Source organism: Neoakkermansia glycaniphila, assembly GCF_900097105.1.
In the GTDB taxonomy this organism is placed as follows: domain Bacteria; phylum Verrucomicrobiota; class Verrucomicrobiia; order Verrucomicrobiales; family Akkermansiaceae; genus Akkermansia; species Akkermansia glycaniphila.
The window spans coordinates 789106-815872 of the sequence record NZ_LT629973.1 but is presented as its reverse complement, the minus strand read 5'-3'; the positions used below and the strand labels follow the sequence as shown (position 1 = coordinate 815872).

Genomic DNA, 26767 nt, shown 5'->3' with positions numbered 1-26767 from the left:
CAAAAGCGCCGACTTTGAGGAGTCGGCGCTTTGATGTTGACTGTTGGTGCAAGGCTCTTATTCCGGCTGCTTGGCCTCCAGTTCCTGAGCCCGTTGTTCCCATGCGCGCGCCTTGTCTTCATCCACAGGGGTGCCGATGCCTTCCTTGTAGCACCGGATGAGCTGATGCACGGCCGGAAGGTAATCCTGCCCGGCGGCGAGCTGGATGTAGCTGAAGCCCTGTTTTTCGTCTTTGGCGGTTCCTGCGCCTTCCATGCACATGAGGCCGTAGATGAATTGACCTTGTTTGTTGCCGTATTCCGCCGCCTGCCTGTACCATTTGGTGGCTTCCTGTTTTTGCGGCTGGATGGGGCCGAGGCCGTTGGCATAGATTTTGCCGAGAGCAAGGGAAGCGTCCGCTACCGTGCCGTTGGCTGCCTGTTTGAGCCAGTAGATGCCCTGTTCGAATGTTTCCTTGCCTTGGATGTAGAAGAGGCCGAGCTGGTACTGTGCTTCGGCGATGCCTCCCTGAGCGGCGATGGACCATTGGCGGAGGGCTTCGTCCATGTCGCGTTTGACTCCGTCGCCCTCGGCGTACATGCGGCCGAGGTAGTATCGCGCCTCGATCCATCCCTGAGCGGCGGCTTTTTCAAACCATTCTTTTGCCTTTTCAGCCTGTCTGGGGAGTTCGTTCCTGCCGAAATAGTAGAGGCCTGAGAGTGCGATTTGTGCGTCCTTATGGCCTTTTTCTGCAGCCTTGCGCGTCCATTCGATCATGGGAGCCATGGCTTCTTCGGCTCCTTGTTTTACTTTTTCGGCCTCGATTTTGGCTTTGTTGAATTCTTCCTGTCCTTTGGCGAGGAGCGTTTGTTCTTCTTTGCCGGATGTTTTGTCTGCGTCGCCGCACGAGGCGAAGATGAGCGGCAGCAGGCAGATAGCGGGTATGGATTTCATCATGGGTACGACTATAGGCGGTTAGGGGAAGCATGCTCAAGTGCATATTCGGACATGCGTGTACGAATTGGGCCTTGCACGGTGCCGGAGTGATCGTGTAGAATCGGAAGTCATGAATTTGAAACACGGCCTCCTTCTTCCCCTCTTGATGATTTGCGTTTCCTGCTCGTCCAAGAAATCTTTGACAATTCTTTCCGATCCTTCCGGCGCCAATGTGCAGGTCAATGGACGGCTGGTCGGGAAAACTCCGGTGACGACGACGATCGACCAGAGCAAGGCCGTCGATATTTTCGTGGAAAAATCCGGCTACCAGTGCGCTTCACGAGCCCTGACTCCGGAGGTCAGTACGATGGGTGCGATTCTGTGGACGGAAGGTGACCCGAAGGCGAAGTTCATTCGCGAAGATTCCGTGAATTTCAGCCTGAAGAAGCTGGATGCTCCGGCCATGCCGTCACGCCCGGCTCAGCCCAAAGCGCCTGTGAAGCCGTCCAAACCGGCAGATCGTCCCGTTCCCGTACTGCGGGATATGCCCAGTTTTTCCTGAATGTTCCGCTGTGGCCTCAAGAAAAAAGGATTGCTCCCTGCAGGGAGCAATCCGGAAAGAGGGGAAGGAATGGCAAATGCCGTTCAACCGATGCGGAAGGTGATGCGGGCCTTCGTCGTGTCGTAGGGGGACATTTCAAGCTTGACCTTGTCGCCGACGACGAGCCGGATGAAGCGCTTGCGCATTTTACCCGAGATGTGGGCGAGAAGTTCGTGCCCGTTCGGCAGTTTGACTTTGAACATGGTTCCTGCCAGCACTGCGGAAACCACGCCTTCGAGTTCGATCTGGTCTTCTGCGCTTGCTTCCTCGGTGTTCTTTTTGGCGTTGCGGTTGTTGACGAATCCTCTGGAGCGATTCTTGCCGCCATTATTCTTCCGGCCGGGTCCTCCGCCTCGGTTACCGCCGGGAGCAGGTCCTCTGTTGCCGCCGGGAGCTGCGCTGCGGTTACCGGCAGGGGCTGCGGCGGAGGGTGTGGCAGCACTACGGTTGCCTGCAGGGGCCGCACTGCGGTTGGCTCCGGCAGATGCAGGACGATTGGCGGAATTGGAACCTCGATTGTTGGAAGGTGAGGGTTGTGGACTCATTATGTTGTGTATCGTTATCAGGCACGCATTCAACCGCACTCGCGACAAAGCGCCCGTGCAAGTTTACTTCCCGTGCATGATGAAGGCAAGCGCTTTTTCCTGAATTCGGCCCGTTTTCTGAAAAAAAGACGCATATTTCTTAAAATGCGATTGACAAAGACCACCTTTGAGGGTAGAACAGTCCCCCCGAAATAGAGGTTCGATAGCTTGTAGCCTTAACCGGAAACGCAATTATTAATTATGAAAACCTTCTCTGCTAAAGCTCAAGAAATTGAGCGCAAGTGGTATGTGATCGACGCCGCCGACAAGGTGCTCGGTCAGGTCGCAGTGGAAGCAGCAAACCTGCTTCGCGGAAAGAATAAGCCGATCTTTACACCCCATGTGGATTGCGGCGATTACGTCGTCGTGATCAATGCCGACAAAGTCGTGCTTTCCGGCAACAAGGAAACGAGCAAGATCTATACCCGTTACTCGGGATATGTCGGCGGTCAGAAAGTTGAAACGCCTGCCAAGATCCGCGCCCGCCGCCCGCAACTTCTTCTCGAACATGCCATCCTCGGCATGGTGCCCCATACGCGTCTCGGCCGTTCCCAGGCTACGCACCTCAAGGTGTATGCCGGTTCCGAGCATCCGCATGCCGCACAGCAACCCATCGTTCACAACATCGCCTAATCTCTGAGTCATCATGAGTCAATCCACTCCATACAATGCTACGGGTCGCCGCAAGACCGCCATTGCTCACGCATGGCTGACCCCCGCTGAAGAAGGCAAGACGGGCCGCATCACGATCAATCGCCGCGGTTTCGAAGAATACCTTCCGACGATCCAGCTTCAAAACACCGTGCTGCAACCGTTCCTGGTGACCAACACGATGAACAAGTACAACGTGACCATCGTTTCCCAAGGCGGCGGCATCCATGGTCAGGTCGGAGCTATCCGCATGGCTATTGCCCGCGCTTTGGTGATGGTTGATGAAGCCTACCGTTCCCAGCTTCGCGAACAGAGTCTGCTTACTCGCGATTCCCGCATGAAGGAACGCAAGAAGGCCGGTCGTCCGGGTGCCCGCAAGCGCTTCCAGTTCTCGAAGCGCTAAGGCTTGCAGGAACCACTATCCCTCCTCTTCACAGATACGCGCATGGTTTTTCCATGCGCGTATTTTTATATGCAGCTGCGAAGCGGAATCAAGATGGGGCGGAATGTGTTCGGCAAGCGGAATCGGATGGATGGTGCCAGCCCGATGTCCGTGTATGATTACAGGGCAGGAGGCGCCTGCAGGGAAAGGGTGAAGGAGCGCTCTTCGTATCGGATGCCTGCATCGCGGAATCCGAGTTTTTTCAGCAGGGCGATGGAAGCTGTATTGCCGGTATCGGTGTCCGCATGGAGGCAGGCGGCACCCTGCGCCCTCAAGGCGGCAATGACGGCGGAAACAGCCTCGTAGGCATAACCCTGCCGCGCGTGGGTGCGGTGGATCGTGTAGCCGATCCAATAGGAAGTTTCTTCCTGCCGAAGATAGATGTCTCCGATCAAGTCATTCGTGTGGCGGCACGCAATGGCGAACTGGGCTCCGTGGCGCAGGGCGCTCTCTCCGAGGACGGCATCGGCGTATTCCTGCCGTGTTCGTCCTTTGAAACCTTGATACTGCATCCAGTCCATGTCGTTCCGGCAGGCGGTGAAGGCATCAAGATCTTTTTCGTGGAAAGGACGAATGATGCAGCGTGTGGTTTGTATGTGCATGGAAGGGGGCGGCTGAATGGAGCAGGCTGGCTGTTTGATGGCAGGGTGCGTTTTTACTGCCGGGGCGGCTGCTGTTGGTCGATATGAACCGTGACAACAAAAAGGCTGTCCGCCGGGGGGACAGCCTTAAATTGCGAGCTGTTCGAGCGCGGTTATTTGATTTCGAACAGGGAGGAGACGGATTCCCCAGCATGAATGCATTTGATGGCCTGACCCATCAAGGCGGCGATGCTGACGGTGTCCACCTTCGGACCGTGGGCCAAAGGTACGGAATCGCTGGTCAGTACGCGTTCGATGACGGAGTTGCTGAGGCGTTCACGTGCCAGATCGCTCAGGACACCGTGGGAGACTCCGGCAAAGATGCGGTTGGCTCCGTGTTCTTTCAGGATCTTGGCGGCAGCGCAGAGGGTGCCGGCCGTTTCGGTCATGTCGTCCACGAGGAGTACGTCCTTGCCTTCGACTTCGCCGATGACGGCGGATGCTTCCACTTCCGTCGCACTGACGCGGTGCTTGGCCACGATGGCCATTTTGGTGCCGAGGGCATCGGAGTAGGCGCGAGCCATCTTGACGCCGCCGATGTCGGGAGAGACGACGACGAGGTTGTTCAGATCGTTGACGTAGTTGTCGCGCAGGTGCTTGATGAGGACGGGCGTGGCGTAGAGATGGTCAACGGGGATGTCGAAGAAGCCTTGGATCTGGGCGGCATGGAGATCCATTGTGAGGACTCGGTCGACGCCGGATGCCGTCAGGAGGTTGGCGACGAGTTTGGCGGTAATGGGTACGCGGGGCTGGTCCTTGCGGTCTTGGCGGGCGTAGCCGAAGAAGGGCATGACGGCGGTGATGCGGCGGGCGCTGGCACGGCGAGCGGCGTCAACCATGACGCAGAGTTCCATGAGGTTGTGGTTGGTCGGCGGGCAGGTGGGCTGAATCAGGAAGACGTCGCGGTCGCGGATGTTTTCGTTGATTTTGACGAAGCTTTCGCCGTCCGGGAAGGTGTTGACCGTGACATTGGTGAGGGGGATGCCGACATTGGCGGCGATTTTTTCTGCAAGTGCTTTGTGAGCTGTACCACTGATAATTTTCATAGTAAGACGCTACGAGTGCGCGACTATTCTTGACAAATCGGGCGAGAATATCAACACTAAAGCGCAGAAGCTGGGTATATTTTTTTGAAGATATGGAAAATACGAATACGGATTCTCCCATAAGGGACAGAAATTATGTGAGCTACGCAAGTGCGGCGATAGCCTTGGCGCTGCTGGCGTGGTTTTACTGCTTTCAGCCGGGCTTTGGCCGGGAGCACTGGAGCGCATTTGCCTGGCTGATTTCGAGTTGGAATGGCGAGACGGATTATGAACATGCATGGATGGTGCCTATTCTTTCCGCAGTGATGCTTGTCCATGCGTGGAAGAGTATTCGCGATGTGCCCGGAAAGCAGGATATGCGCGGGCTGGCCATGCTGGCGTTCGGTGCGTTGCTGTACGTGGTTTCCTTCCGTACGCTGCAAGGGCGCATTGCGATAGGCGCGCTGCCGTTTATTCTGACGGGCGGCGTCTGGTTCCTTTATGGGGGGAAGATTGCCCGCTTGTGCGCCTTTCCGTTTTTCTTCCTGTGGATGATGATTCCCCTGCCGGGGTTCCAGCAGGCGACGGTCGGGCTGCAGTTGCTTGCCACGCAGGCGGCTCACTGGGGAGCCGGATTGTTCGGTGTGCAGACCATCGTCGAGGGTACCAATATCTCGTCCGCTTCGGGCAACTGGGATACGTACAGTATTGCGGGCGGTTGCAGCGGCATTCGTTCGCTGATGGCGTTGATCATGATTTCGACGGCATGGGCCTATCTGGCACCGCTGGCGATGTGGAAGAAGATCGTGCTGGCCTGCAGCGCGGTGCCTTTGGCGATCGTGGGCAATGCCTTCCGCGTGACGAGCATTTTCGTGCTGGCCGAATATGTGAACCCGGCGTTTGCCTCGAAAACGTGGCATGACTGGTCGGGGCTGCTGTTTTTCTTCCCGATGACTCTTGTGCTGCTGACTCTGCTTCACGGAGTGCTTGCCGGAGAGTTCCCCCTTCTGAAACGCCGCCGCAGCCGCGTGATGCGTATCCGGCAGGCCTCTCCCGATCAATCTGCCGACCATTCTCCGAATCATGAATAAATACTCTTTTTTGAAGCCCGTTCTGCTGCCCGTCGTGCTGGGGCTTGTATTGTCGGCCATCTATCTGTTGCCTTCGCATGGGGAATTGGCGAAGGCGGCCATTGCCGAGCAGTTGCCGCTGGGGACGGAGCTTGACGGATGGATCGGCTCCAAGCGGCAGGAATCCGACAAGGAGCGCGAAGCTCTCGCCGTGGATACCGTGTTCAATAAGGCCGATTATATTAAGGATTCCGGTGCGGTGTTGACCAGGACGCTGCGCGAATTGCCGTGCAGCGTGTCCATCGTCTTTTCCGGCAGCGATATGAACAATTCCATCCACCGTCCCGAACGCTGTCTTCCAGCGCAGGGACATGAGAATCTTCATTCATCCAAAAAGACGGTCAAGCTGAATAATGGGCGCGAGATCGTTCTGACTCGCCTTGCTTCGATGACGAGGCATCAGGAGGGTAAGCTGTACTATATCCATTATTATGTTTTCATCGGTAACCACACGGTGACGGAAGACCATCTGGAGCGGACATGGATCGATATGCGGGACCGTGTGCTGGAAGGGCGCGTGCAGAGCTGGGCCTACATCCAGCTGGGTTCCTATTACGGCGATCTGGTCGGCACATCGGAGGAGGAAACGGACAGGCAGCTGGTGGCCTTGATTCAGGATCTGCTGCCGCAGATTATCAAGTGGGATCAGTTGAAGGACTGAGCTTGCCGCTTGACATGGGGCGGGTGAATCTCTATAGTCTGTGTTGAACGTATAAATATCCATATGAAAACAGTAGTCGAGAACGTCCGCCGCTATCTCCAGCTTATTTCCTCCCAGTTCGTGCGCAACCCCGAGTTGGCCGAACTCCGTATTGCCGAGGTGCCGGAAAGCTCCATGGTGCGCTTCCGCCTCATTCTGGACAAAGCCGATATCGCACGCGTGATCGGCCGTAACGGTATGACGGCTTCGGCCATTCGCTCGCTGGCGAAGGCTGTCGGTGAAAAGTATGGAGTCAAGGTGATTGTGCACATCCTTTCCCACGAGGAAGCGGAAATGGTTTGATCAGTCTCTTTTGCCTTTCCGGCGGCGCATGGATTCCATGTGCCGCTTTTTGTTTGACGATGTGGCTGCGATTACCTCGCCAGCATGTTGAAAGGGCGATTAGAAAAGAAAAAATCACATTTTATCTTTTTTTTTCTTGTCAAGACGAGGCAATGCATGTAGAATCCGCCCGTACCCGTTACGGGGCATTAGCTCAGTTGGTAGAGCGCTTCAATGGCATTGAAGAGGTCAGCGGTTCGAACCCGCTATGCTCCACCAAATTTTATTCAATAACCCCTTGATATCTCAAGGGGTTATTTGTTTTCCGGAAAGCAACTCCAAAATCAATCGGAAGAGAGATTCAGGAGAGCTTTCATTCTTACTTCTAGTTCTCTGTGATGCGGAAGAGACTGTTCATGCCAATTTTCTTCTCATGTGCGTGCGGCATGCACATGAGAAGAAGAGGATCAGCCGCTGTTCCTGTGTTGGAATGAAAGAAGGCGGCAGGTTGTGCCGCCTTCGAGGGTGGGAGCTAGATGTCAGGATGCCGTTCCCGGCTTTTTCCCGCTGATTTTCATGATGATGTAGAAGAACAGCGGGACGAGGAAGACGGCGAGGACGGTGGCGGTGATGATGCCGCCCAGTACGCCCGTGCCGACGGCCATTTGCGCTCCGGCTCCGGCTCCGCGTGCGAAGGCGAGCGGCAGGACGCCTACACCGAAGGCGAGGGAGGTCATGAGGATGGGGCGAAGGCGTAGGCGGGAGGCCTGCAAGGTGGCTTCGAGGAGGGGCATGCCGTCCCGATAGAGGTCTTTGGCGACTTCGACGATGAGAATGGCGTTTTTGGCGGAGAGGCCGATGGTGGTGATGAGGCCGACTTTGAAGTAGATGTCGTTCGGCATGTCCCTGAGGAAGATGGCGAGGAGGGCGCCCAGCAGGCCGAGGGGTACGACGAGGATGACGGAGAAGGGGATGGACCAGCTTTCGTACAAGGCGGAGAGGACGAGGAAGACGACGAGGATGGAGAGCCCGAAGAGGATCATGGCCTGCGAACCGGATTGTTTTTCTTCGTAGGATTGTCCTGTCCATTCGAAGCCGACGCCTTGGGGAAGTTGTGCTGCGAGCTGTTCCATGGCAGCCATGGCTTCACCGCTGCTTTTGCCGGGAGGCGCGGCGCCGTTGATGGAGTAGGAGGGGTAACCGTTGTAGCGGGCGAGCTGGGGCGGCCCAGATGTCCATTCTGCGGTGACGAAGGAGGAGAGGGGGAGGAGGTTTCCTGTGGAGCTGCGGACGTAGAGGCGGCCGATGTCGGTGTTTTCGATGCGGTTTTGCCCGTCGGACTGGATGATGATGCGGCGTACCTGGTTGCCGAGCATGAAGTCGCCTACGTAGCTGGATCCGAACATGACAGCGAGTGAGTTGCCTATTTCTTCCATGGGAACCTGCATGGCGAAGGCTTTTTCACGGTCGATGGAGACGCGGATTTGCGGTACGTCGGCTTGCCCGGCGAAGTAGACTCCCGCGAGGTCCGGGTGTTGGTTGGCCTTGCCGAGGAGGGTGTTGCGAGCCTGAAGGAAGGTATCGTCGTCTAGGTCGCCCCGGTTGAGGAGGCGGAAGTCGAAGCCTGCCGAGTTGTCCAGTTCGGGGAGGGCTGGCATGTTGAAGGCCCTGACTTCCATTTTTTTGTCGGCTGCATAGATGGCGTTGATGCGTGCGACGATGGAAGCAGCAGCCTGCGAGGATTCGGGGCGGTCTTTCCAGTCTTTGAGCCCGATGAAGAAGATGGCGGTGTTGGGGCCGGAGCCAAAGTAGCTGAAGCCACCGACAGTGTAGACGTAGTCGATGGGTTCGTTGTCGCGGATGTATTGTTCGAGTTCGCGCGTTTTGGCGCGGGTTTCGTCCTGCAGGGTGCCCGGAGGCATGGAGATGCAGACGATGACGTTGCCCTGGTCTTCTTCCGGGAGGAAGGAGGAGGGCTGGTTGGTGTAGAGGTAGGCAGCTCCGCCGATGCAGAGGGCATAGAGGAGGAAGGAGCGGACGGGGCGGCGCAGGATGCCGGAGACAATGCGGCCGTAACGGGTGGTGGAGCGGGCGACCGAGCGGTTGAACCATCCGAAGAAGCCTTTTTTCTCGTGGTGATGCCCGGCTTCGACCGGTTTCAGAAGTGTGGCGCAGAGTGCCGGGGTGAGGGAGAGGGCGAGGAAGGCGGAGAAGGCGATGGAGATGACGAGGGTGAGGGAGAATTGCCGGTAGATGTTGCCCACGGCTCCGCCGAAGAAGGCCATCGGGATGAAGACGGAGACGAGGACGGCGGTGATGCCGATGATGGCTCCGCTGATCTGGTTCATGGCTTTGCGCGCGGCTTCTTTGGGCGGCAATCCTTCTTCGGACATGATGCGTTCGGCATTTTCGACGACGACGATGGCGTCGTCCACGAGGATGCCGATGCTGAGGACCATGCCGAACATGGTGAGCATGTTGATGGAGTAGCCCATGCCCCACATGACGGCGAAGGTGCCGAGCAGGGCGACGGGGACGACGAGGGTGGGGATGAGGGTGGCCCGGAAGTTCTGCAGGAAGAGGTACATCACGATGAAGACGAGGACGATGGCTTCGAGCAGGGTGGTGACGACTTTTTCGATGGAGATTTCGACGAATTTCGATGTTTCGTAGGGGATGCGGTAGAACATGCCCGGCGGGAAGTCTTTGGAGAGTTCGTCCATTTTTTCCCGGATGAGGGCGGTGGTTTCCACGGCGTTGGAGCCGGGCGCCATTTTGATGCCGAGGCCGGTGGAGGGTTTCCCGTTCATGCGGGAGAACATGCTGTAGTTGCTGGCTCCGAGTTCGACGCTGGCGATGTCTTTGATGCGGACGGTGGCGCCGTCCTGCAGGGTGCGGAGGGAGATGTTTTCGAATTCTTCGACGGTGCAGAGGGGATCTTCAGCAATAATGCTGGCGTTGATGGAGGCGTCCGGGGTGACGGCGGCACCGCCGATGTCGCCGATGATGATGCGGGAGCTTTGGCTGGCGACGGCCTGGACGATGTCCGAGGCGGTGATGCGCAGGGCTTCCATTTTGGCGGGGTTCGGCCAGATGCGCATGGCGCGTTCGGAACCGAAGGCCTGGACTTTGCCGACGCCCTTGACGCGTTTGAGTTCGGGCATGATGCGGGCGGTGGCCCATTCGCCGAGCGTGGTTTCATCGAATGTGCCGTCCGAGGAGAGGGCGACCATCAGCTGGATGTTGTTGGCGGCTTTTTCGATGAGGACGCCTTCTTTGCGTACCGTTTCCGGGAGGCGGGGGTCGACGATTTTGAGGCGGTTCTGCACTTCGACGGCGGCAAGGTCGGGGTTGGTGCCCTGCTTGAAGGTGAGGGCCATTTCCGTGGTGCCGTTCGAGTTGCTGGTGGCGGACATGTAGAGGAGGCCGGGAGCGCCGTTCATTTCGCGTTCGATGACGGCGGTGACGGCTTCCTCGATGTCTTTGGCCGATGCGCCCGGGTAGGTGGTCGTCAAGTTGATGACGGGCGGTGCGATGTCCGGGTACTGGGCAATGGGCAGCATGCGCAGCGAGAGGATGCCCGCCAGCATGATGAGGAAGGAGACGACCCATGCGAAGATGGGCCTGTTGATGAAGAATTGGGCCATGAGATGAGGGGTGGCAGGTGGTTTCAGTGTCCGGCTGTGTTTTGGCCGGCTTCGGGAGCGGCCGGGGCGGCGATGCTGACGGGTATGCCGGGCATCAGGTAGCTGGTTTTGCTGACGACGATTTTATCGCCGGGCTTCAGACCTTTGGTGACGATCCAGTTTTTGCCATCGAGCCGCTCGGTTTCGACGGGTCTTGCTTCGAGTTTGTTGCCGGGGCCGACAATGTAGACCATGGCGGACTGGGCGGTGCGCATGACGGCATCGCGGGGGATGCGGTAGATGTTGCGCTGGACGGCGGTGTCAAAAGCGATGCGGACGTAGGCGCCGGGCAGGAGTTCTAGGTCCTTGTTGGGGAATTCGGCTCGCATTTCGACGGTGTCGGTGAGGGGGTCGACAGCCATGTCGGAGAAGAAGAGTTTGCCTTCATGGGGGTATTCCCGACCGTCAGGCAGGATGAGTTTGACGCAGATTTTGTCGAAGGGGATCCCTTCGGCTTCGCCGGAGGTGATGGAGCGGCGCGATTTGCTCAGTTCCGCCGAGGGGGCGGAGAAGCGCACGTAGATGGGGTCGATCTGTTCGACGGTGGTGAGGTGGGTGAGTTCGTTTTTGTTGCACAGGGCGCCTTTGGTGACGAGGGCGCGGCGCACGCGGCCGCCGATGGGGGAGGTGACGGTGGCGTAGCCGAGTTCCTGCATGGCCTGTTCGAGCTTGGCTTCGGCTGCGGCGTATTCGGCTTCCGCCTGTTCTTTGCCCGCCAGTGCGAGGTTGTATTCGCGCTTGCTGACGCCTCCTCCTTCGACGAGGACGCTGTATTTCGCCAGTTTGTCGCGGGCATCCTTGAGGACGGCTTCGCTGCGGGAGACATCGGCCTTGCAGGCATCGACGGCGGCTTGCAGGGGGGCGCTGTCTATTTTGAAGAGGATGTCGCCTTCTTTGACGAGTTGTCCTTCCTGATAGCAGCGGTCGAGGACGATGCCCGTGACGCGGGCGCGGACTTCGGCCTGCAAGTAGGGTTCCATGCGTCCCGGGATGCGGACGCTTGTGACGGCTTTTCCTGGGCTGGCTTCCAGCACTTCGACTTCGGGTGTGGCGAATGCGCCTGCGTCCTGAGCGGCAGGTTTGTCGTTGCACGATGTGGCCAGCAGGGCGGACAGAAGTGCGATGGAGGGAAGAAAGCTTTTCATGACGAGGGAAGAACGGTAGGTATGTGCAAGAGTGCCGATCGTTGTGCAGTGCGGCGAATGAGGGAAGAATATCAAATTGAAATAATTAATCAATCGTGATTGATTAATTCATTGTGTCATGATAGTATCATGCCGTCATGGCAAGGAAGACTCCGGAAGAATCGCAGAAAACACGGGATGCCATTTTGGATGCCGCAGAAGTCGTTTTTTTGAAGAAAGGCGTTACCCACGCGTCGATGGCGGATATTGCCGAGCAGGCAGGGGTGTCGCGCGGCGCCGTTTACGGGCATTACAAAAACAAGATGGAGCTTGGCCTCGCCATGTGCCAGAGGGCTTTTGAGGCCGATGATTACTGGAAGGAGGGGAAGGCCGTGAATGTATCGCCTCTGGAGAGGCTGCGCAGGCAGCATTTGTTCCACATGAAGCAGTATTGCGAGTCGGATACGCAGCGGAGGGTGCTTGAGATTTTGTATACGAGGTGCGAGAGGACGCCCGAGAACGATGAGATGCTGCGGTTGAAGGAGCAGTTCGAGAAGGAGTGCGAGGATGATCACATGCTGTTGCTGAACGAAGCCGTCAGCAGTGGGGAGTTGCCTCGGGATCTGGATGTGGGGCTTGCCTTCGCGTTTCTGAATACGATGGTGTGCGGGCAGTGTTCGTTGCTGATGTGCAAGGAGATGACTCCCGAAGAGTTCATGCTTGCTCTGGAACCTTTTCTGGATGCTTCCCTTGATGCCATGCGGCATTCTCCGGCATTGAGGAAGAGGTGAGGCTGAGGTGCGAGCCTGTCAGCGCAGAGGTTGTTGTTTCATCACCTCGGGATCGAGTATCTGGATGCTGGAGACGCGGTTCTGAATGCGTGGCGTGAGGCTCCAGACGAGTTTTTTATCGGGAGTGATTTCCAGTACGGCAGGGCCGGATGTGTGGCCGTGGCCGCCCCAGTTGCACAGGATGGTGTTGCCGTTGGGCAGCCGCTGGATGCCGGCGACGAATCCGAGCGTGACGCCCGGGATGTCGGTTTGCCCTACTTCCCAGACGATGTTGCCGTCCGGCGAGAGTTCGAGGAGGCGGTGCATGTCGCCGCAGGCGGTGAGGGTGTTGCCGTTCGGGAGGCGCACGGCGGTGTATCGGCCATCGGGGAATGCGCGGACGAGTTTTCCGTTTTCATCGAATTCCATGGCCTTGCCGCCATTTTTCTGCTGGGTGATGAGGTAGGTGCCCTGCGGCGTTTTGCGGATCTGGCGAAAGGTGCCGTGAGCGTTGCCGAGGTCGCGCAATTCGACGGTTTTGAGGATGTCGCCCGTTGCCCGGTCGATTTCACGGATCACGGATAGGTTATCGAAGGATTCCCCCGTAAGAATGCGGTTGCCGGGCAGGGGCTGGCAACTGTGCGTTTCGCCGCGTTTGCCGTCTTTCAGGGGCGGCGACCATTGCCAGACCGTTTCGGCTCCCTTGCCGGCGGCGTAGTCCGGTTTGATTTCGCGGATGCCTTCTTTTTTGACGGAGTGAAGGATGTTGCCGTTCGGCAGGAGGACGGCATCGGATACTTCATCCTGAAAGGGGATGCTCCATTCCGTTTCCTGATTGGGGCCGATAATGGCGATTTGCCCGAGCCCGCAGCCTGAGACGAGGATGCGATGCGTTGTTTCTTCCCCGGCTATCACAGATGCCGAGAAGATAAGGGCGAGGAGGCCGATGCGGAGGAAGGAGAACATGTTGCCCTCTACGGTGCCTGTTTTTCCTGTTGATTGCAAGGAGAATCCGCGTGGGCAAGCAGATAGTCCTTCAGGACGGCCGCTTCATTGTGTTCCGTATCGCGGGCGGCATAGAGCAGTGTCAGCGGGCCTTGTGCAGCCAGTGACTGCAGGTGCCGGACGGCTTCGGGAGATTGGGCGAGTTCTTCAATGTACCGTTTTCGGAATTCTTCCCATTTGGCCGGGTCGTGGTTGAACCACTGGCGCAGTTCTGTTGAAGGGGCCGTTTGTTTGTCCCATTCGTCCCATGGGGCGTTGGCTTTGGCTATGCCGCGAGGCCAGAGGCGGTCGACGAGTACGCGGCAACCATCCTCAGGGGCAGGCGGATCGTAGATGCGTTTGATGTGAATATGGGCGGAAGGTTTCATTTCTTCCGTTGGGATGCTCCTGAGGCGGGTTTCGTTGAATCCGCACGTGGCGGTTTCGTGACGAGAAGGTCGAGGCGCATCCAGCCGGCGGGGCGTTTGGGGCTTCTCATGAAGCTGGCGCCATCTGCCGTTTCAAACAGGACGGCGATTCTCCCGTCCGGCAGGGGAGCCATGCAGCTGTATCCTGCGGCGCCGGATGCCAGAACGACGGGGGATGACCATGTTTTCCCCGAATCGCCTGAGGCGTAGAGCATGAGTTTGCCGCGGTTATCGGTGTTTCCTGTCGGTTCCGTTCCGGCTGGGCCGCAGAACAGGAGCGTGCCGTTGCGGCCGAGAACGGAGGCGTGGCAGCCTTTGTCCGGAGCGGCAAGCTGGGGTTCGTCGCGAAGGGGACTCCAGGTGGTGCCGCCGTCGCTGCTGACGGTCGAACGCCGTTTGCCGGACGCGCGGAGGTTCAAGTAGATTTCTCCGGACGGGCCTTCGGCGATCTGTCCTTCACCTCCGGCCGGAGCGGGTTTTCCTATTTTCCAGTTTTTTCCTCCGTCATCGCTGTAAATCATGAAATCTTTCGTTTTGCCGTCGGGCAATTGCTGGCGGGATGGGACGAGGAGGCGTCCTTTGTGTGCTCCTTGCGCGATCCGGATACCAGAGCCGGGGCCGAATCCTCCCAGTCGGCGGTCTTCCGGCAGGAGGGCGGCTGTCATGTCCTTTTCCTGCCATGTGCGGCCGTGGTCGCGGGAAGAAAGCAGAATGAGCCTGTTTTTTTCGGCGGTGGGGGCGTATTGCGGCCACCGGACGGTGAAGAGGTAGATGTTGCCGTTTTTGGCATCGACGACGGGGCAGGGATCCATATAGGCATCGGTGCCGTGTTGGGCGATGATTTGAGCCGGCAGCCATGTTTTTCCGCCGTCATTGCTTCTGCGGAGGATGATGTGGGTGCGGGATTTGTCTTTCCACGTGTCGATACGTCCTTCTGCGAAGGCGAGCATGTCGCCATTGCGGGCGATGGCGAGAGCGGGTATGCGATAGCTGTGATAACCATTGTCCCCTGCCGAAAACGGAGTGGACAAGATTTTGGCATTGTCGGTCGCCGGGAGAACAGCGGAAAAGCAGAGAGCGGCGGCGGGCAGGATGAACGCGTTCATGGTCTGTTCCTGTATACGATGCATGCAGGGGAGTTTATCACCGGAGAAGGGTGTATTCGCGTCATGGTTGCCACAGGGAGCCGCTCCGGAACGTCTTATCATCAGCAGGAATGTTTTTATCATGAGTGTACTCCAACATATTGAAAAGGGTGTCGTCGTCAGATACGGTGATCTGGTCGGCTATCAGGCGAACCAGGTCGTGAGCATGACGCTGGCGCGGACTCCACATGTCAACGTTTCGTTATTCGCTTTCGATGCGGGCGAAGAGTTGTCCGAGCATACGTCGACGGGCGATGCGATGGTAGATGTTCTGGAAGGGAAGGCGACAGTGTTTATTCAGGGCAAACCCCATGTTGTGCATGCGGGGGAAAGCATCGTGCTGCCTGCCCATGTCCCTCATGCCGTGCAGGCGGTCGAACGGTTCAAGATGCGGTTGACAGTACTGTTCGGCTGATGGAAGTATGCTCTGGGTGCGGATCGTATCCGGCCGGATGAGGGGAGCTACGTGTTTTTATGCTTTGATGAAACCGATTGTGCCGTTATAATCGCTGCATACGGATTTTTCGATGAATATGGGAGGCAGCGACAGTACGGTTATCGCCATTTGCATGGCCTCGATGCATATGGCCGGTCTATTGCTGGCTTTGCATGCGATGCGGGCGTCCCGTACGCCGCAGGGTTCGCTTGCCTGGATGTTCGCGCTGGTGGCTGTTCCCTATGTGAGTATTCCTTTGTATTTGGCTCTCGGTTCCCGCCGTTTCAAGGGGTACGTGGATGCCCGCAAGAGGTATGCGGAGCGCAATACGCGGTTGTCCAACATCACGAGGGATGTGCAGCAGAAACTGTCCACCATGGCCGTGAAGATGGAAGGCGAGAGGCTGGGGCGGCTGAATGTGCTGCCCGATGTGGCGAATCTTCCGATCTGCCGGGGGAATTCCGCTTCCCTGCTCGTGGACGGCGACGAGACGTACAGCGCCATGGCCGAAGCTCTGAAGCGGGCGAAATCGTATATTCTGCTTGAGTTTTACATTATCAAGAACGATAAGGCAGGCGCGATTCTGCAGAAAGCCGTGATCGAGCGCGTGAAGGCCGGAGTGCAGGTGTACATGCTGTACGATGAGATCGGATCGCACAAGCTGCCCGTGGGTTATATCCGCAAACTGCGGAAGGCGGGGGTGCGCATCGAGTCTTTCAACGGCAAGAGGTTTTTCCTGACGAATATCGTGCGAGCCAATTTCAGGAATCACAGAAAGCTGGTCATTGTGGATGGGCGCGAGGCATTCGTAGGCGGGTTGAATGTAGGGGTGGAGTATGTGGGCCTTGGGAGGATGGGCTACTGGCGCGATACGTTCCTGAAGCTGGAAGGTCCCGCCGTGCTGGAAGCGCAGCTTTGTTTCCTCGAGGACTGGCATTGGGCGACCTATGGCGATGTGCCCTCGTTCGACTGGACGCTTCCCGCGCCGAAAAAAGATGACGTTCGGATGATGATTCTGCCTTCGGGGCCCGTCGATACCGTCAATGCCTGGAATATGGCGGTCATTTCCCTGGCGCAGACGGCGCAGCGGAGGCTTTGGCTGACGACACCGTATTTCGTGCCGAACGAGACGGTGCTGTACGAGTTGCAATTGGCGGCTCTGCGCGGCGTGCAGGTGCGTATTCTCGTGCCGCATGACTGTGACCACAAGATGGTGCAGATGTCTTCCTCGACGTTCATTCCCGATCTTCTTCCGAGCGGCGTGGAGATCTACGCCTATACGAAGGGTTTCCTTCATGAGAAGGTGGCTCTGGTGGATGACGATGTTTGCTGTGTGGGGACTGCGAATCTCGACAACCGTTCGTTGAGCCTGAATTTCGAGTTGACGGCGCTGATGTGCGACCGGACGCAGGCGGCTGCCATTGCCGCCATGCTGGAAAAGGATTTCGGGAATGCCCGCCTGATGCAGGCTTCCGACTGGGAGCGGCACAGCCTGCTGTACAAGCTGGCATCGAGTTTCGCTCGCTTGATGGCTCCGGTGCAATAGAGGGGATTGCCCGCAGAGGGACGGCCATTTCGGGATTCCCGGGTGCATGGTTCCGTGGTTGTCCCATGCGGTTCTCTGAAAGGTTGAGACCGGACAATTTCTATTCGATATGGATGGGTGATTTGTGATCGGTTGCGGGCGTATCAGTCGAGTACGCGAGAGGGGGAGTGAACGGTGTGTGCGGAAAATGAAACATCCCGCATGCCGGAACATGCGGGATGAAGAGTTGATGGCAGAGGATGTTCTTTAGAACATGGGGCCTGTGAAGAGGGGCAGAACGCCGCACACGATCAGGAAGGCCACGCTCGCTGCAAGAACGATGCCTGTGACGGGGGGGATGCTGAGGGGCTTGTCTTCTTCAAGCGGGGTTTCCCAGTACATCATGCGGATGACCTTGAAGTAGTAGTAGAAACCGGCCGCTGCGCATACGATCATGATCGGGAAGAGCCAGCACATCAGGCAGGCATGGCTGAAGCCGGAGGCTTCCGCGACGGTGATGAACGAGGAGAGCTTGGCAAAGAAGCCGCCCGTGAGCGGAACGCCCGCCAGAGAGGCGAAGAGTACCGTGATGGCGAAGGCCAGGCGCGGGTTGGTTTTGCCGAGTGCGCGGAAGGCGGAGATTTCTTCGCTGCCGCGCTGGATGCGTACCTGAGCGAGGGCGAAGAATGCGCCCATGGTCGCGATCATGTACACGGCAAGGTAGAACGGCACGTACGGTGCATCGAAGTCGGCATGGCCGCATTGGAGGTAGAGCGGGAGGATGAAGCCTGCCTGTGCGATGGAGGAGTATCCGAGGAGGCGCTTCATGTTCGTCTGGGCGATGGCGCCCAGATTGCCGATTACAAGGGTGAGGGCTGCAATGACCGCAAGGACGGTGTAGATGCGGTGGGCATAGCCGAAGGTGGCGCCGATGTAGCTGAGGAAAGGCGTGAGCAGGATGGTGAGCAGGGCAAAACCGGCTATCTTGGAGGCGACGGAGAGGAATGCCGTGGTCGGGGTGGGTGCGCCCTGATAGACGTCGGGCACCCATACGTGCATCGGCACTGCACCGATCTTGAAGGCCGCTCCGAGCAGCAGGAAGGTGATCGCCATCATGAGTCCTGCCGCGATGCCGTCGTTGACGAGGAAGGTGGCAGCTACAACGGTGGGGCTGAGTGTGAAGGTACCCGTCATGCCGAAGTACCATGCCGCGCCGAAGACGAGGATGCCGGTGCTGACGGCTCCGAGGACGAGGTATTTGACGCCCGCTTCGACGGATCCGTAGTTGCGGCGGTAGTAGCCGACGAGGATGTAGGAGGAGAGCGTGAGGACTTCCAGTCCGACGAAGAGCATGACGAGGTCCGTCGCCTTGGTCATGGCGCTGATGCCGGCGCAGGCCAGAATGGGCAGGATGTAGAATTCGCCCGTGCCGTCCTGCGTGCCGCTTTCGTTGGAAGAGGCATTCGTGATTTTGGCGTAGTCGAATGAGAGGAGCAGCGTCAGCCCGGTCGCGACGACGGCGAGCAGGGCGTAGATTTCATCCTGCAGGGCGAAGGCCGTCAACAGGGTGCAAACGGCTCCGGCGAGGCCGAGGAAGCGTTTGGGAAGCTTCTTGAGGAAGGTGTCGGCCATCAGCAGCACGAGCGCAAGGCCGACGAGGAAGAGTTCGGGAGTAAAGAGCTCCAGACTGTAGCCATCGAATAGTGAGTCAATCATAGCAGATTTGGATGTGGGATGGATGATGGATTACGCGAAAAAGCCGAGGATGGATGCAGGATACATGCCGAAGAGGACAAGCATGGCCGCAAGGAAGATGGCTGCGGCGCGATCGGAGGCTGTGAGCCCTGCCGCACGGTCGGAGGCGCGGGAGAGGTCGCCCTGGAAGATGTTGCGGTAGGCGCGGAGCATGTAGATGGCGCTGATGACGAGGCCCCACAGGGCAACGATCGTCGCGATTTGCACGGGGCCGAGTCCGAGGCAGCACTTCGTGATGTCCGAGGCGGACCAGTCGGCGAAGCCGGAGAAGAAGATGCAGAGTTCGCCGGGGAAGTTGGCGAGGCCGGGGAGGCCGATGGAGGCCATGCCCGCAAGGCCGAAGAGGAAGGCCATGACGGGGAGTTTGCCGCCGAGGCCGCCGAGCGCGCCGATTTCCAGCGTGCGGGTCTGGCTTTCGATCTGTCCGCAGAAGAGGAAGAGCAGGGCGATGGAGATGCCGTGCGCCAGCATCAGGAGGGCGGCTCCCTTGACGGCCCATTCGTTGTGGCCGTTGGCGGCGACGAGTGCGGCGAAGGCAAGGAAGATGTAGCCCATGTGCATCACGGAGGAGTTGCCGAGGAGGTAGTCCAGCCGTTTCTGGTTGACGGTGACGTAGCCGACCCAGATGATGTTGCCGAGGAGGCAGATGAGGAGCAGGTTGTTCCATCCGGCGAAGATGTCGATCTTGTTGCCGAGGACGGAGGCGAACATGAAGAGGCCGTAGAGGCCGAATTTCTTCAGTACGCCAGCATGCATCATGGCGACGGGTGTCGGAGCCGAGGCGTAGGCCGGGGCTGCCCATGAGTGGAACGGGAAGAGGGAGACGAGCGTGCCGAAGCCGACGAGGAGCAGTCCTGCGATGGCATGGCCGTATTCGAGCGGGGCTCCTGCGGCTACCGAGGCGGCGATGCCGGAGAAGGTGTAGCCGAGCTGGGAGCCGAGCAGGATGAGGCCGACGAGCAGGACCATGGAGGCGGCTCCGAGGTACAGGGTGGCTTTCCATGCGATGGTGCGGCGGTCTCCGCGGCCGAAGAAGCCGATCATGACGAAGGTCGGGATCAGCGCCAGTTCATGGAAGGAGAAGAAGGCGATGATGTTGTCCGAGAGGAATGCGCCTGTGGCTCCAGCCGAGATGAGCAGGGCGGAGTTGTACCACGAGGCCTTGGAGCCTTCGGGAGCCTTCGTGCCGAGTACGGTGGCGAAGGTGACGAGTAAGGTGAGGATCAACATGATTTTGGCAAGTGCGGGCGCCAGCGTCAGTTGAAGGGATACTCCGCCGATTTGCGTCCAGAAGGAAGTATCGGCAGCATCGAATCCGGAAACGGCCCAGATGCCGAGGCCCAGGGTCAGGACGGCGCTGAGGATCGCCGTCGGACGTGCGGGAGCTTTTGCCAGCCCGATCAGGGCTGCGGCCAACATGGGGATGAGTATAAGCCAGATAAGCATGGTGTGAGTTCGTTTGTGAGGTTAGATGCGGGAGAAGACCATGAGATAGACGATGAAGAGAATGCCGAGTCCGAAGATGAAGGCATAGCCTCGCAGGTAGCCCGCCTGCATGCGGCGGACGAGGTTGCCGATGCCCGCGACGATGCGGGCTGCTCCCTGGACGATGAGGCCACCGATGATGAATTGGTCGAAGAAGTCGATGATGGTGGCGAGGGTTCCCTGAATGCCGCGGATGAGGACTTTGTCGTAGAATTTGTCGATGTACAGGCGGTTGGCCAGCGCGCGGGAGATGGCGTTGTTCGCGAGCGGGTCGGTGTCGCGGCTGCGTCCGTAAACGGCGACGGCAAGGATGATGCCGAGGGCGAGTGCGCCGAGGGAGACGTAGAAGGCGAAGCCGGGTTCGAAGGCGTGCGCGTGGAAGCCGTTGAAGGGTACGAGCCGGTCGGCGACGACGCTGTAACCCGAGATGACGGCCATGACGGCAAGCAGGATGAGCGGAAGTGTCATGCACGGTGCGACTTCGTGGGCATGCCCTGCCTGTTCGCTGCGGGCGCGGCCCTTGAAGACGACGAGGACGAGGCGGAGCATGTAGAAGGTGGTGAGGCATGCGACGCCTGCACCTACCCAGAAGTAGAAGGGATTGTGCTCAAGGGCGGCATCGAGGGTGGCTTCCTTCGAGAAGAATCCGGAGGTGCCGGGGATGGCGATGAGGGCGGCGGTGCCGAGGATGAAGCAGAGGGCGGTGATTTTCATTTTGCCGCCGAGGCCGCCCATTTTCCAGATGTCCTGTTCGTGGTGGCAGGCGAGGATGATGGCGCCGGCTCCGAGGAAGAGCAGGGCCTTGAACCAGGCATGCGTGAAGAGGTGGAACATGGCGGCTTCGCCGGAGCATACGCCGACGGCCATGACCATGTAGCCGAGCTGGGAGAGGGTGGAGTAGGCGAGGATGCGCTTGATGTCGTTCTGCTGGGTGGCCATGAGCGCCGCGATGACGGCAGTGATGGCGCCGACGGCGGTGATGACTTCCGAGGGAAGTCCGGCAAAGGCTTCGACTCCGATGGAGGTCTGTACGCGGACGAGCATGTAGACACCGGCGGCGACCATGGTAGCAGCATGGATGAGGGCCGAGACGGGGGTCGGGCCTTCCATGGCATCCGGAAGCCAGACGTGCAGCGGGAACTGGGCGGATTTGCCGACCGCGCCGCAGAAGAGGCAGAGGATCATGGCGGCGAGGGCGAAGGCGGGTACGCCTGCGGGGACGGCCATGTTGTCGAAGGAGAGTGTGCCCATCATGCCCCATGCGATGAGGATGCCGATGAGGAATCCGTAGTCGCCGACGCGGTTGGTGATGAAGGCTTTTTTGGCTGCATCGGCGGCGGCGTTTTTCTTGTACCAGTGGCCGATGAGCAGGTAGGAGGAGAAGCCGACGAGTTCCCAGTAGATGAAGGTCATCGCCAGGTTCGTGGAGAGGACGATGCCGGTCATCGAGAACATGAAGATGCTGAGGGCGGCGAAGTAGCGGCCCTTGGCGGAATCATCCTTCATGTAGCCCCACGAGAAGATGTGGACGAGGAGGCCGATGCCGGTGACGAGGACCATCATGCGGATGGCGAGGTCGTCCAGCATGCAGCCGATGTCGATGGAGGCCGTTTTGGAGATCGGTATCCAGGTGAAAGAGAGCGTTTCCGCAGCACGGGCAGCCGCATCTTCCTGCAGCAGGAGGATGGAGAGCGCGAAGGTGATGAGGGCCGAGAGTGTGGCCGTGAGGGCTGCGATGTTCCCCTTTTTGGCGAGCAGGAGCCAGTTGATGGCGGCAACGGCAAGCGGCAGGAGGAGCAGGATCCAGGTGATGTTCAGGTCCATGTTGTGTGGCGGGGGTTAGTCTTTCAGGACGGTCATGGCTGTGCTGTCCACCGTGCGGCGGGCGCGGTACATGGCGACGATGAGCGCGAGGCCGATGGCGACTTCTGCGGCGGCGATGGCGAAGACGAAGAGGGCCATGATCTGGCCGTCATAGACGGGGAGTCCGTCCGTGCCCTGTGCGCGGGAGAATGCGATGAGGGAGATGTTCGCGGCGCTCAGCATCATTTCCAGACACATGAATACGACGATGATATCGCGACGGATGATGACGCCCGCGAGGCCGACGGCAAAGAGCAGTCCCGAGAATATCAGATAATGAGCTAACATAGTCTTGAAGGTGTATTGGCGGTTAGTCTTTCCTGTCCGGACGGCGGCAGAGGACGACTGCGCCGATGGTGCCTACGAGGAGGATGAGGCCGAGGAGTACGAATTGGTAGTTGTATTTTCCGAAGAGGGTCTGGCCGAGCATGGTGGTGTCTGGGAAGTCTCCTTCCTTGAGTTCCTTGAGGACGGCAGAGTCCTTGCGGAATTGTTCGGCGTGTTTGGCTGCATAGGCCTCGGGATCGATCTTGGGCAGTTTGCCGGCGTAGGCGTTTTGTTCGGATTTGTCCTGAATCTTGGCGGGGCAGCAGGCGGCGGGGCAGTCGCGGCCGCCCGGCAGGTTGAGCGTGACGCTGGTGACCATGCCGGCGAATGCCGCGGCGACGCAGGAGGCGACGCAGCAGATGAGCCATCCGCGGCGGCCCTTTTCTTCTTTCTTCACGTTGAGCAACATGATGATGAAGAGGAAGAGCACCATGATCGCGCCTGCATAGACGAGGATTTGGATGATGCCGAGGAAGTGTGCTCCGAGGCCGAAGAGGACGGCAGCCGTCATGGCGAACGAGACGGCCATGCACATGGCGGAGGAGACGGGGTTGCGGAGGGCGACGACGAGGACGGATGTCAGCAGCGCCAGCCCGGCGAAGAGGTAGAACAGAATGTCGCAGAGTTCCATGGCTGTGTTTTTATTTGTATTGGTTCCACTTGTTGACGAGACCGCGTTTGGTGCCTCCCATTTCGTAGAGGCGGGCTTTGTCGTTTTTGCCGTCTTCGCGGGTTTCCGGCGTGATGAGGTATTCCTTGGTCAGGAAGATGGCCTGTTCGGGGCAGACTTCCTGGCACATGCCGCAGTAGATGCAACGGAGCATGTCGATTTCGAATTCGACCGGTCCTTTTTCGGGTTTCTGGTTGGATGCGTCCGCCGGAAGCGTGCCGGGTTTGATGGTGATGGCGCGGGGCGGACAGATGAATTCGCAGAGCTGGCAGGAGACGCAGCGTTCGCGGCCGTCTTCGCCACGGACGAGGGCGGGCGCGCCTCGGTAGTATTCGGGGAGGTGTTTGTCCCAGCGGTGTTCGGGGAACTGCATGGTGACGCCTATGCCGGAGCCGCCGAGTTCCTTTTTATTGCGGGATTTGCCGAGCAGGGCGAGTACAAGGTGCCTGAGCGTGATGCAGAGACCTTGCCCCAGTGCCTTCAGGTAGATCCTGTCCAAGAGGGAGAACTTGGGGCGTTTGATCGGAGTGTAGGACATGTGTTGTTGCGGTTGGAAGCTTATTGGACGAAGTAGAGGATGGCGGCCGTCAGGAAGATGTTGACGACGGCGAGTTCGAAGAAGACGAGCCAGCCGAGCTTCATGACCTGGTCATAGCGGAAGCGGGGCAGCGTCCAGCGCACCCAGACGAAGAAGTAGCAGAAGAAGAGGAGTTTCAGCAGGAAGGCTATGAACTGGAAGAGGACTGCCCACCACTGGCCGAGGTTGTCGGCGCACCATGCATCGAGGCCGAAGCCCATGGACCAGCCTCCGAGGAAGAGGGTGATGACGAGGGCGGAGCCGACGACCATGGCGGCATATTCACCCATGAAGAAGAGGGCGAATTTCATGGAGGAGTATTCCGTGTGGTAGCCGCCGACGAGGTCGGTTTCGCATTCGGCCATGTCGAACGGGGTTCGGTTGGCTTCCGCGAAGATGGAGGTGAGGAAGATGATGAAGCTGATGGCGATGGGGATGAGGAGGATCCAGCGCTGTTCGGAGAGGCCTTCACCCCAGAGCGGGAGGAGCATCCAGCCGTTGTCGGCCTGGTACTGGACGATGTTCTGGAGGTTGAGGTGGCCGTAGATCATCAACAGGGGGATGATGGAGAGGCCCATGGAGATTTCGTACGAGATCATCTGGGCGGAGGCGCGGACGCCGCCAAGGAAGGGGTACTTCGAGTTGGAGGCCCATCCGGCGAGGGTGAGGCCGTATACGGAGATGGAGGCGAGGGCGAATATCCAGAGGAGGCCGATGTCGAGGTTGGCCACGCACATGGAGATGTTGCCGTATTTGGTTTCGACTTCTCCGGCAAGGGGGAGGACGGCGGCGGTGACGAGCGGCGGAGCCAGGACGAGTGCCGGAGCGAGCCAGAAGTAGAATTTGCGGACGAAGGGCGGCGTGAAGTCCTGCTTGAGGAAGAGTTTGGCGCCGTCTACCGCGGGCTGGACAAGGCCGAAGATGGGGATGTCCTTGTCGAGGCGGAAGTATTTGAAGATGCCGGCGAGGCGCCCGTCATGCGGGAATCCGAAGAAGTCCAGCACTTTGACAAAGGGTATTTCCTTTTTCGATCCGAGTGAGCGGATGATGGTGAGCGGGATGCCCGCGCGGTTGGGTCCCGGGCGGTCCTGAATGAGGCCCGCGACGCGGCGTTCGATGAACACGCAGATCGGGATGAAGATGATGACGACGGCAAAGCATACGACGAGCTTGATGAGGGTCGTGATGCTGTAGAACCAGACGGGGTTGCTCAGCAGATCGTCGAAGAATTGGCAAATGGCTTCAATCATGGTCGTTTTCGTTCAGTCTTGTTCCTGTGTACTTATTTCTTCGCACGTTCGCGTTCGATGAGGGGGATGGTGACACCCGTTTCGATGAGCTGTTTGCCTTCGTTGTCGATGGCTCCCCATGTGAGGCCCGCAAAGGCTTCGTTGTTACGGGCGAGGAGGAGGAGGACGTCCTGTGCGGAGGCGCAGGCGGCAAGTTCGGGGTTGTCGCAACCGAGCATGAGGGTGAGGTCGCGCAGGATCTGCCAGTCGTCACGGGCTTCGCCGTGGGGCATGATGGCGCGGTTGAGTCGCTGGATGCGGCCCGTGACGTTGATCATGGTGCCATATTTTTCGACGAAGGTGACGCCGGGCAGGACGATGTCTGCCTGCCGCGCGGTGTCGTCGGCGGTGTGGCCGACGGTGAGGAGGTAGTCGAGTTTGCCGAGGTCTTCGGCAGTGAATCCGGCTTCCTGCGTGAGGTCTTCGCCGAGGGCGATGATGGAGGTGATGCTGCCGTTGCGGACTCCTTCGCGGATGGATTTGAGGGAGTAGCCCGGGCGTTTGATGCCGAGGACGAGTTTGGCTCCGTTGGTGTTCGGGTTGCGGTCGTCGCTGATGAGCATGTCGTCGTTTTCTCCCTTGCGCGGGACGATTTCGACGGCATCGGTGCCGAGCTGGTGAGCCAGCTGGGAGACCATGTAGAGTTCTTCGTCGGTCATGCGCGCAGAGGCGATGATGGCGAGGTTTTTCGGCGAGATTTTCTTCAACTGTTCGGCGGCCAGCGAGAGGGCTGCATCCCATGTGGAGCCGCGGTGCGGTGCGCCGATGTCCGTGCGGACGCAGGGTTGCGTGAGCCGCTGGTCGGAGTTGATGTATTTGTAGTTCAGGCGGTGGGAGTCGGGCATCCAGCAGGAGTTGACTTCGTCGTTCTGCCTCGGGGTGATGCGGTAGACGGTTTCTTCACGCGTCCAGACGTTGATGTTGATGCCGGTGCCGCAGTTGACGTCGATGGTCGGGGTGCTCTTGAGGAACCATACGCGCATTTGGAAGCGGAAGTCCTTGGAGGTGAGCGCGCCGACGGGGCAAAGATCGACGGTGTTCATGGAGTAGTTGTGGTCGAGCTGGCGGCCCGGGAAGATGGTGATGCGGTTTTCGGTGCCGCGTTGGGACATGCTGAGGACGGGGTCTTTGGCGATGTCGCGCATGAAGCGGACGCAGCGGCCGCAGAGGACGCAGCGTTCCTGGTCGAGGTTGATGCGCGGGCCGATGTCCATGTTTTTGCCCTTTTTGGTTTTGGACTCGGTGAAGCGGTGGTATCCCTGGCCGTAGTCGTTGGAGAATTCCTGCAGTTTGCATTCGCCAGCCTGGTCGCAGATGGGGCAGTCCAGCGGGTGGCTGGTGAGGAAGAATTCAAGGACGCCGCGGCGGGCTTCCGAGGTGACTTTGCCGGTGGTGCGGATGCCCATGTTTTCGCATACGGTGTTGGCGCAAGCGATGATGGGGCGGGGCATCCACTGGATGGGAAGGTAGCCGTCTTCGTTGTAGCAGGGGGCGTGGCCCGGAGCGAGGCGGGGCGGCATGCCCTGCTCGACGAGGCACATGCGGCAGGAGCCGGAGATGGCGAGTTTCGGATGGTAACAGAAGCAGGGGACGGCGACGCCTACGGATTTGCAGGCATCGGCGATGCGCATGCCTTTGGGGAATTGATGCCATGTGCCGTTGATCTGGACATTGACCTTACCTTGTGCGGCAGCGATGTCCTTCGGCAATGATGTGGGAGTGGTACTCATGT

The 26767-nt window shown here is 58.9% G+C and carries 26 protein-coding genes and 1 tRNA gene; 10 read left to right on the top strand and 17 right to left on the bottom strand.

Going from position 1 to position 26767, the window contains the following annotated elements; translation table 11 throughout:
• Positions 1 to 57: 57 nt before the first annotated feature.
• Positions 58 to 936, bottom strand: a complete 879-nt coding sequence (locus PYTT_RS03365; protein WP_067776953.1) for a tetratricopeptide repeat protein — start codon at positions 934 to 936, stop codon at positions 58 to 60.
• Positions 937 to 1045: 109 nt separating this feature from the next.
• Between PYTT_RS03365 and PYTT_RS03360 the strand changes: the two genes are divergently transcribed.
• Positions 1046 to 1477, top strand: coding sequence for a PEGA domain-containing protein (locus tag PYTT_RS03360; RefSeq protein ID WP_067776957.1), 432 nt, complete (start codon positions 1046 to 1048; stop codon positions 1475 to 1477).
• Between the two features lie 83 nt (positions 1478 to 1560).
• Here the strand turns inward: PYTT_RS03360 and infA are convergent, their stop codons facing one another.
• Positions 1561 to 1761 carry a translation initiation factor IF-1 gene (gene infA / locus PYTT_RS03355; RefSeq protein ID WP_067777151.1) on the bottom strand — a complete coding sequence of 67 codons (201 nt, stop codon included), beginning with the start codon at positions 1759 to 1761 and terminating at the stop codon, positions 1561 to 1563.
• Between the two features lie 540 nt (positions 1762 to 2301).
• On the opposite strand from infA, the gene rplM reads away from it, so the two are divergent.
• Both rplM and rpsI read left to right on the top strand, forming a co-directional pair.
• Positions 2302 to 2733, top strand: coding sequence for a 50S ribosomal protein L13 (rplM, locus tag PYTT_RS03350; protein ID WP_067776962.1), 432 nt, complete (start codon positions 2302 to 2304; stop codon positions 2731 to 2733).
• Between the two features lie 13 nt (positions 2734 to 2746).
• Positions 2747 to 3154, top strand: a complete 408-nt coding sequence (gene rpsI, locus PYTT_RS03345) for a 30S ribosomal protein S9 (RefSeq protein WP_067776965.1) — start codon at positions 2747 to 2749, stop codon at positions 3152 to 3154.
• Positions 3155 to 3312: 158 nt separating this feature from the next.
• Here the strand turns inward: rpsI and PYTT_RS03340 are convergent, their stop codons facing one another.
• Entirely contained in the window at positions 3313 to 3795 is a 483-nt protein-coding gene (locus tag PYTT_RS03340) for a GNAT family N-acetyltransferase (RefSeq protein ID WP_067776968.1), read from the bottom strand.
• Between the two features lie 152 nt (positions 3796 to 3947).
• Positions 3948 to 4880 (bottom strand): ribose-phosphate diphosphokinase, encoded by a 933-nt coding sequence (locus tag PYTT_RS03335; protein ID WP_067776971.1) that lies wholly within the window; start codon positions 4878 to 4880, stop codon positions 3948 to 3950.
• A 137-nt stretch (positions 4881 to 5017) separates the two neighbouring features.
• Between PYTT_RS03335 and PYTT_RS03330 the strand changes: the two genes are divergently transcribed.
• The 4 genes from PYTT_RS03330 (at position 5018) to PYTT_RS03315 (ending at position 7250) form a co-directional block, all read left to right on the top strand.
• Positions 5018 to 5950, top strand: a complete 933-nt coding sequence (locus PYTT_RS03330; RefSeq protein WP_172801762.1) for an exosortase/archaeosortase family protein — start codon at positions 5018 to 5020, stop codon at positions 5948 to 5950.
• Positions 5943 to 6650: an exosortase-associated EpsI family protein gene (locus tag PYTT_RS03325; protein WP_067776978.1), complete on the top strand. Its 708-nt coding sequence runs from the start codon at positions 5943 to 5945 to the stop codon at positions 6648 to 6650. Before PYTT_RS03330 ends, PYTT_RS03325 begins: the two co-directional genes overlap by 8 nt.
• 63 nt (positions 6651 to 6713) lie before the next feature.
• The gene (locus PYTT_RS03320; protein ID WP_067776981.1) at positions 6714 to 6992 is read left to right on the top strand and encodes a KH domain-containing protein; all 279 of its coding nucleotides are present in this window, start codon (positions 6714 to 6716) and stop codon (positions 6990 to 6992) included.
• Positions 6993 to 7174: 182 nt separating this feature from the next.
• A tRNA-Ala gene (locus tag PYTT_RS03315) sits at positions 7175 to 7250 on the top strand.
• Positions 7251 to 7510: 260 nt separating this feature from the next.
• Here PYTT_RS03315 and PYTT_RS03310 read toward each other — a convergent pair.
• Complete coding sequence (locus PYTT_RS03310) at positions 7511 to 10618, bottom strand: efflux RND transporter permease subunit (RefSeq protein ID WP_067776984.1); 3108 nt, start codon at positions 10616 to 10618, stop codon at positions 7511 to 7513.
• A gap of 23 nt (positions 10619 to 10641) precedes the next feature.
• Positions 10642 to 11802, bottom strand: coding sequence for an efflux RND transporter periplasmic adaptor subunit (locus PYTT_RS03305; RefSeq protein ID WP_067776986.1), 1161 nt, complete (start codon positions 11800 to 11802; stop codon positions 10642 to 10644).
• Between the two features lie 137 nt (positions 11803 to 11939).
• On the opposite strand from PYTT_RS03305, the gene PYTT_RS03300 reads away from it, so the two are divergent.
• Positions 11940 to 12572 carry a TetR family transcriptional regulator gene (locus PYTT_RS03300; RefSeq protein WP_067776989.1) on the top strand — a complete coding sequence of 211 codons (633 nt, stop codon included), beginning with the start codon at positions 11940 to 11942 and terminating at the stop codon, positions 12570 to 12572.
• A gap of 18 nt (positions 12573 to 12590) precedes the next feature.
• Here PYTT_RS03300 and PYTT_RS03295 read toward each other — a convergent pair whose 3' ends face one another.
• The 3 genes from PYTT_RS03295 to PYTT_RS03285 are packed head-to-tail and all read right to left on the bottom strand — an operon-like array spanning position 12591 to position 15069.
• A complete protein-coding gene (locus PYTT_RS03295) occupies positions 12591 to 13517 on the bottom strand; it encodes a beta-propeller domain-containing protein (RefSeq protein WP_067776993.1) in 927 nt (308 codons plus the stop codon).
• Between the two features lie 8 nt (positions 13518 to 13525).
• On the bottom strand, positions 13526 to 13924 hold the full coding sequence (locus tag PYTT_RS03290) for a DUF488 domain-containing protein (RefSeq protein ID WP_067776996.1): 399 nt from the start codon (positions 13922 to 13924) through the stop codon (positions 13526 to 13528).
• Entirely contained in the window at positions 13921 to 15069 is a 1149-nt protein-coding gene (locus PYTT_RS03285) for a sialidase family protein (protein ID WP_172801761.1), read from the bottom strand. The genes PYTT_RS03290 and PYTT_RS03285 overlap by 4 nt, the downstream gene beginning before the upstream one ends.
• Before the next feature lie 121 nt (positions 15070 to 15190).
• On the opposite strand from PYTT_RS03285, the gene PYTT_RS03280 reads away from it, so the two are divergent.
• Both PYTT_RS03280 and cls read left to right on the top strand, forming a co-directional pair.
• Entirely contained in the window at positions 15191 to 15523 is a 333-nt protein-coding gene (locus PYTT_RS03280; RefSeq protein ID WP_067777154.1) for a cupin domain-containing protein, read from the top strand.
• A 169-nt stretch (positions 15524 to 15692) separates the two neighbouring features.
• On the top strand, positions 15693 to 17090 hold the full coding sequence (gene cls / locus PYTT_RS03275; RefSeq protein ID WP_172801760.1) for a cardiolipin synthase: 1398 nt from the start codon (positions 15693 to 15695) through the stop codon (positions 17088 to 17090).
• A 246-nt stretch (positions 17091 to 17336) separates the two neighbouring features.
• On the opposite strand, the gene PYTT_RS03270 is transcribed toward cls, so the two are convergent.
• From PYTT_RS03270 to PYTT_RS03235, 8 genes are read right to left on the bottom strand one after another with little or no spacing between them, the layout of a single operon-like run.
• The gene (locus PYTT_RS03270) at positions 17337 to 18785 is read right to left on the bottom strand and encodes an NADH-quinone oxidoreductase subunit N (RefSeq protein WP_067777002.1); all 1449 of its coding nucleotides are present in this window, start codon (positions 18783 to 18785) and stop codon (positions 17337 to 17339) included.
• A 30-nt stretch (positions 18786 to 18815) separates the two neighbouring features.
• Positions 18816 to 20270 carry a complex I subunit 4 family protein gene (locus PYTT_RS03265; RefSeq protein ID WP_067777005.1) on the bottom strand — a complete coding sequence of 485 codons (1455 nt, stop codon included), beginning with the start codon at positions 20268 to 20270 and terminating at the stop codon, positions 18816 to 18818.
• 21 nt (positions 20271 to 20291) lie between these two features.
• Positions 20292 to 22133 carry an NADH-quinone oxidoreductase subunit L gene (gene nuoL, locus PYTT_RS03260; RefSeq protein WP_067777008.1) on the bottom strand — a complete coding sequence of 614 codons (1842 nt, stop codon included), beginning with the start codon at positions 22131 to 22133 and terminating at the stop codon, positions 20292 to 20294.
• A 15-nt stretch (positions 22134 to 22148) separates the two neighbouring features.
• Positions 22149 to 22460, bottom strand: a complete 312-nt coding sequence (gene nuoK, locus PYTT_RS03255; protein WP_067777011.1) for an NADH-quinone oxidoreductase subunit NuoK — start codon at positions 22458 to 22460, stop codon at positions 22149 to 22151.
• A 22-nt stretch (positions 22461 to 22482) separates the two neighbouring features.
• Positions 22483 to 23130 carry an NADH-quinone oxidoreductase subunit J family protein gene (locus PYTT_RS03250; RefSeq protein ID WP_067777014.1) on the bottom strand — a complete coding sequence of 216 codons (648 nt, stop codon included), beginning with the start codon at positions 23128 to 23130 and terminating at the stop codon, positions 22483 to 22485.
• A 10-nt stretch (positions 23131 to 23140) separates the two neighbouring features.
• Positions 23141 to 23707, bottom strand: a complete 567-nt coding sequence (locus tag PYTT_RS03245; protein WP_067777017.1) for a 4Fe-4S binding protein — start codon at positions 23705 to 23707, stop codon at positions 23141 to 23143.
• Between the two features lie 20 nt (positions 23708 to 23727).
• Positions 23728 to 24996 (bottom strand): complex I subunit 1/NuoH family protein, encoded by a 1269-nt coding sequence (locus tag PYTT_RS03240; RefSeq protein ID WP_067777020.1) that lies wholly within the window; start codon positions 24994 to 24996, stop codon positions 23728 to 23730.
• A 32-nt stretch (positions 24997 to 25028) separates the two neighbouring features.
• Entirely contained in the window at positions 25029 to 26765 is a 1737-nt protein-coding gene (locus tag PYTT_RS03235; protein ID WP_067777023.1) for an NADH-quinone oxidoreductase subunit G, read from the bottom strand.
• Positions 26766 to 26767 lie beyond the last annotated feature (2 nt).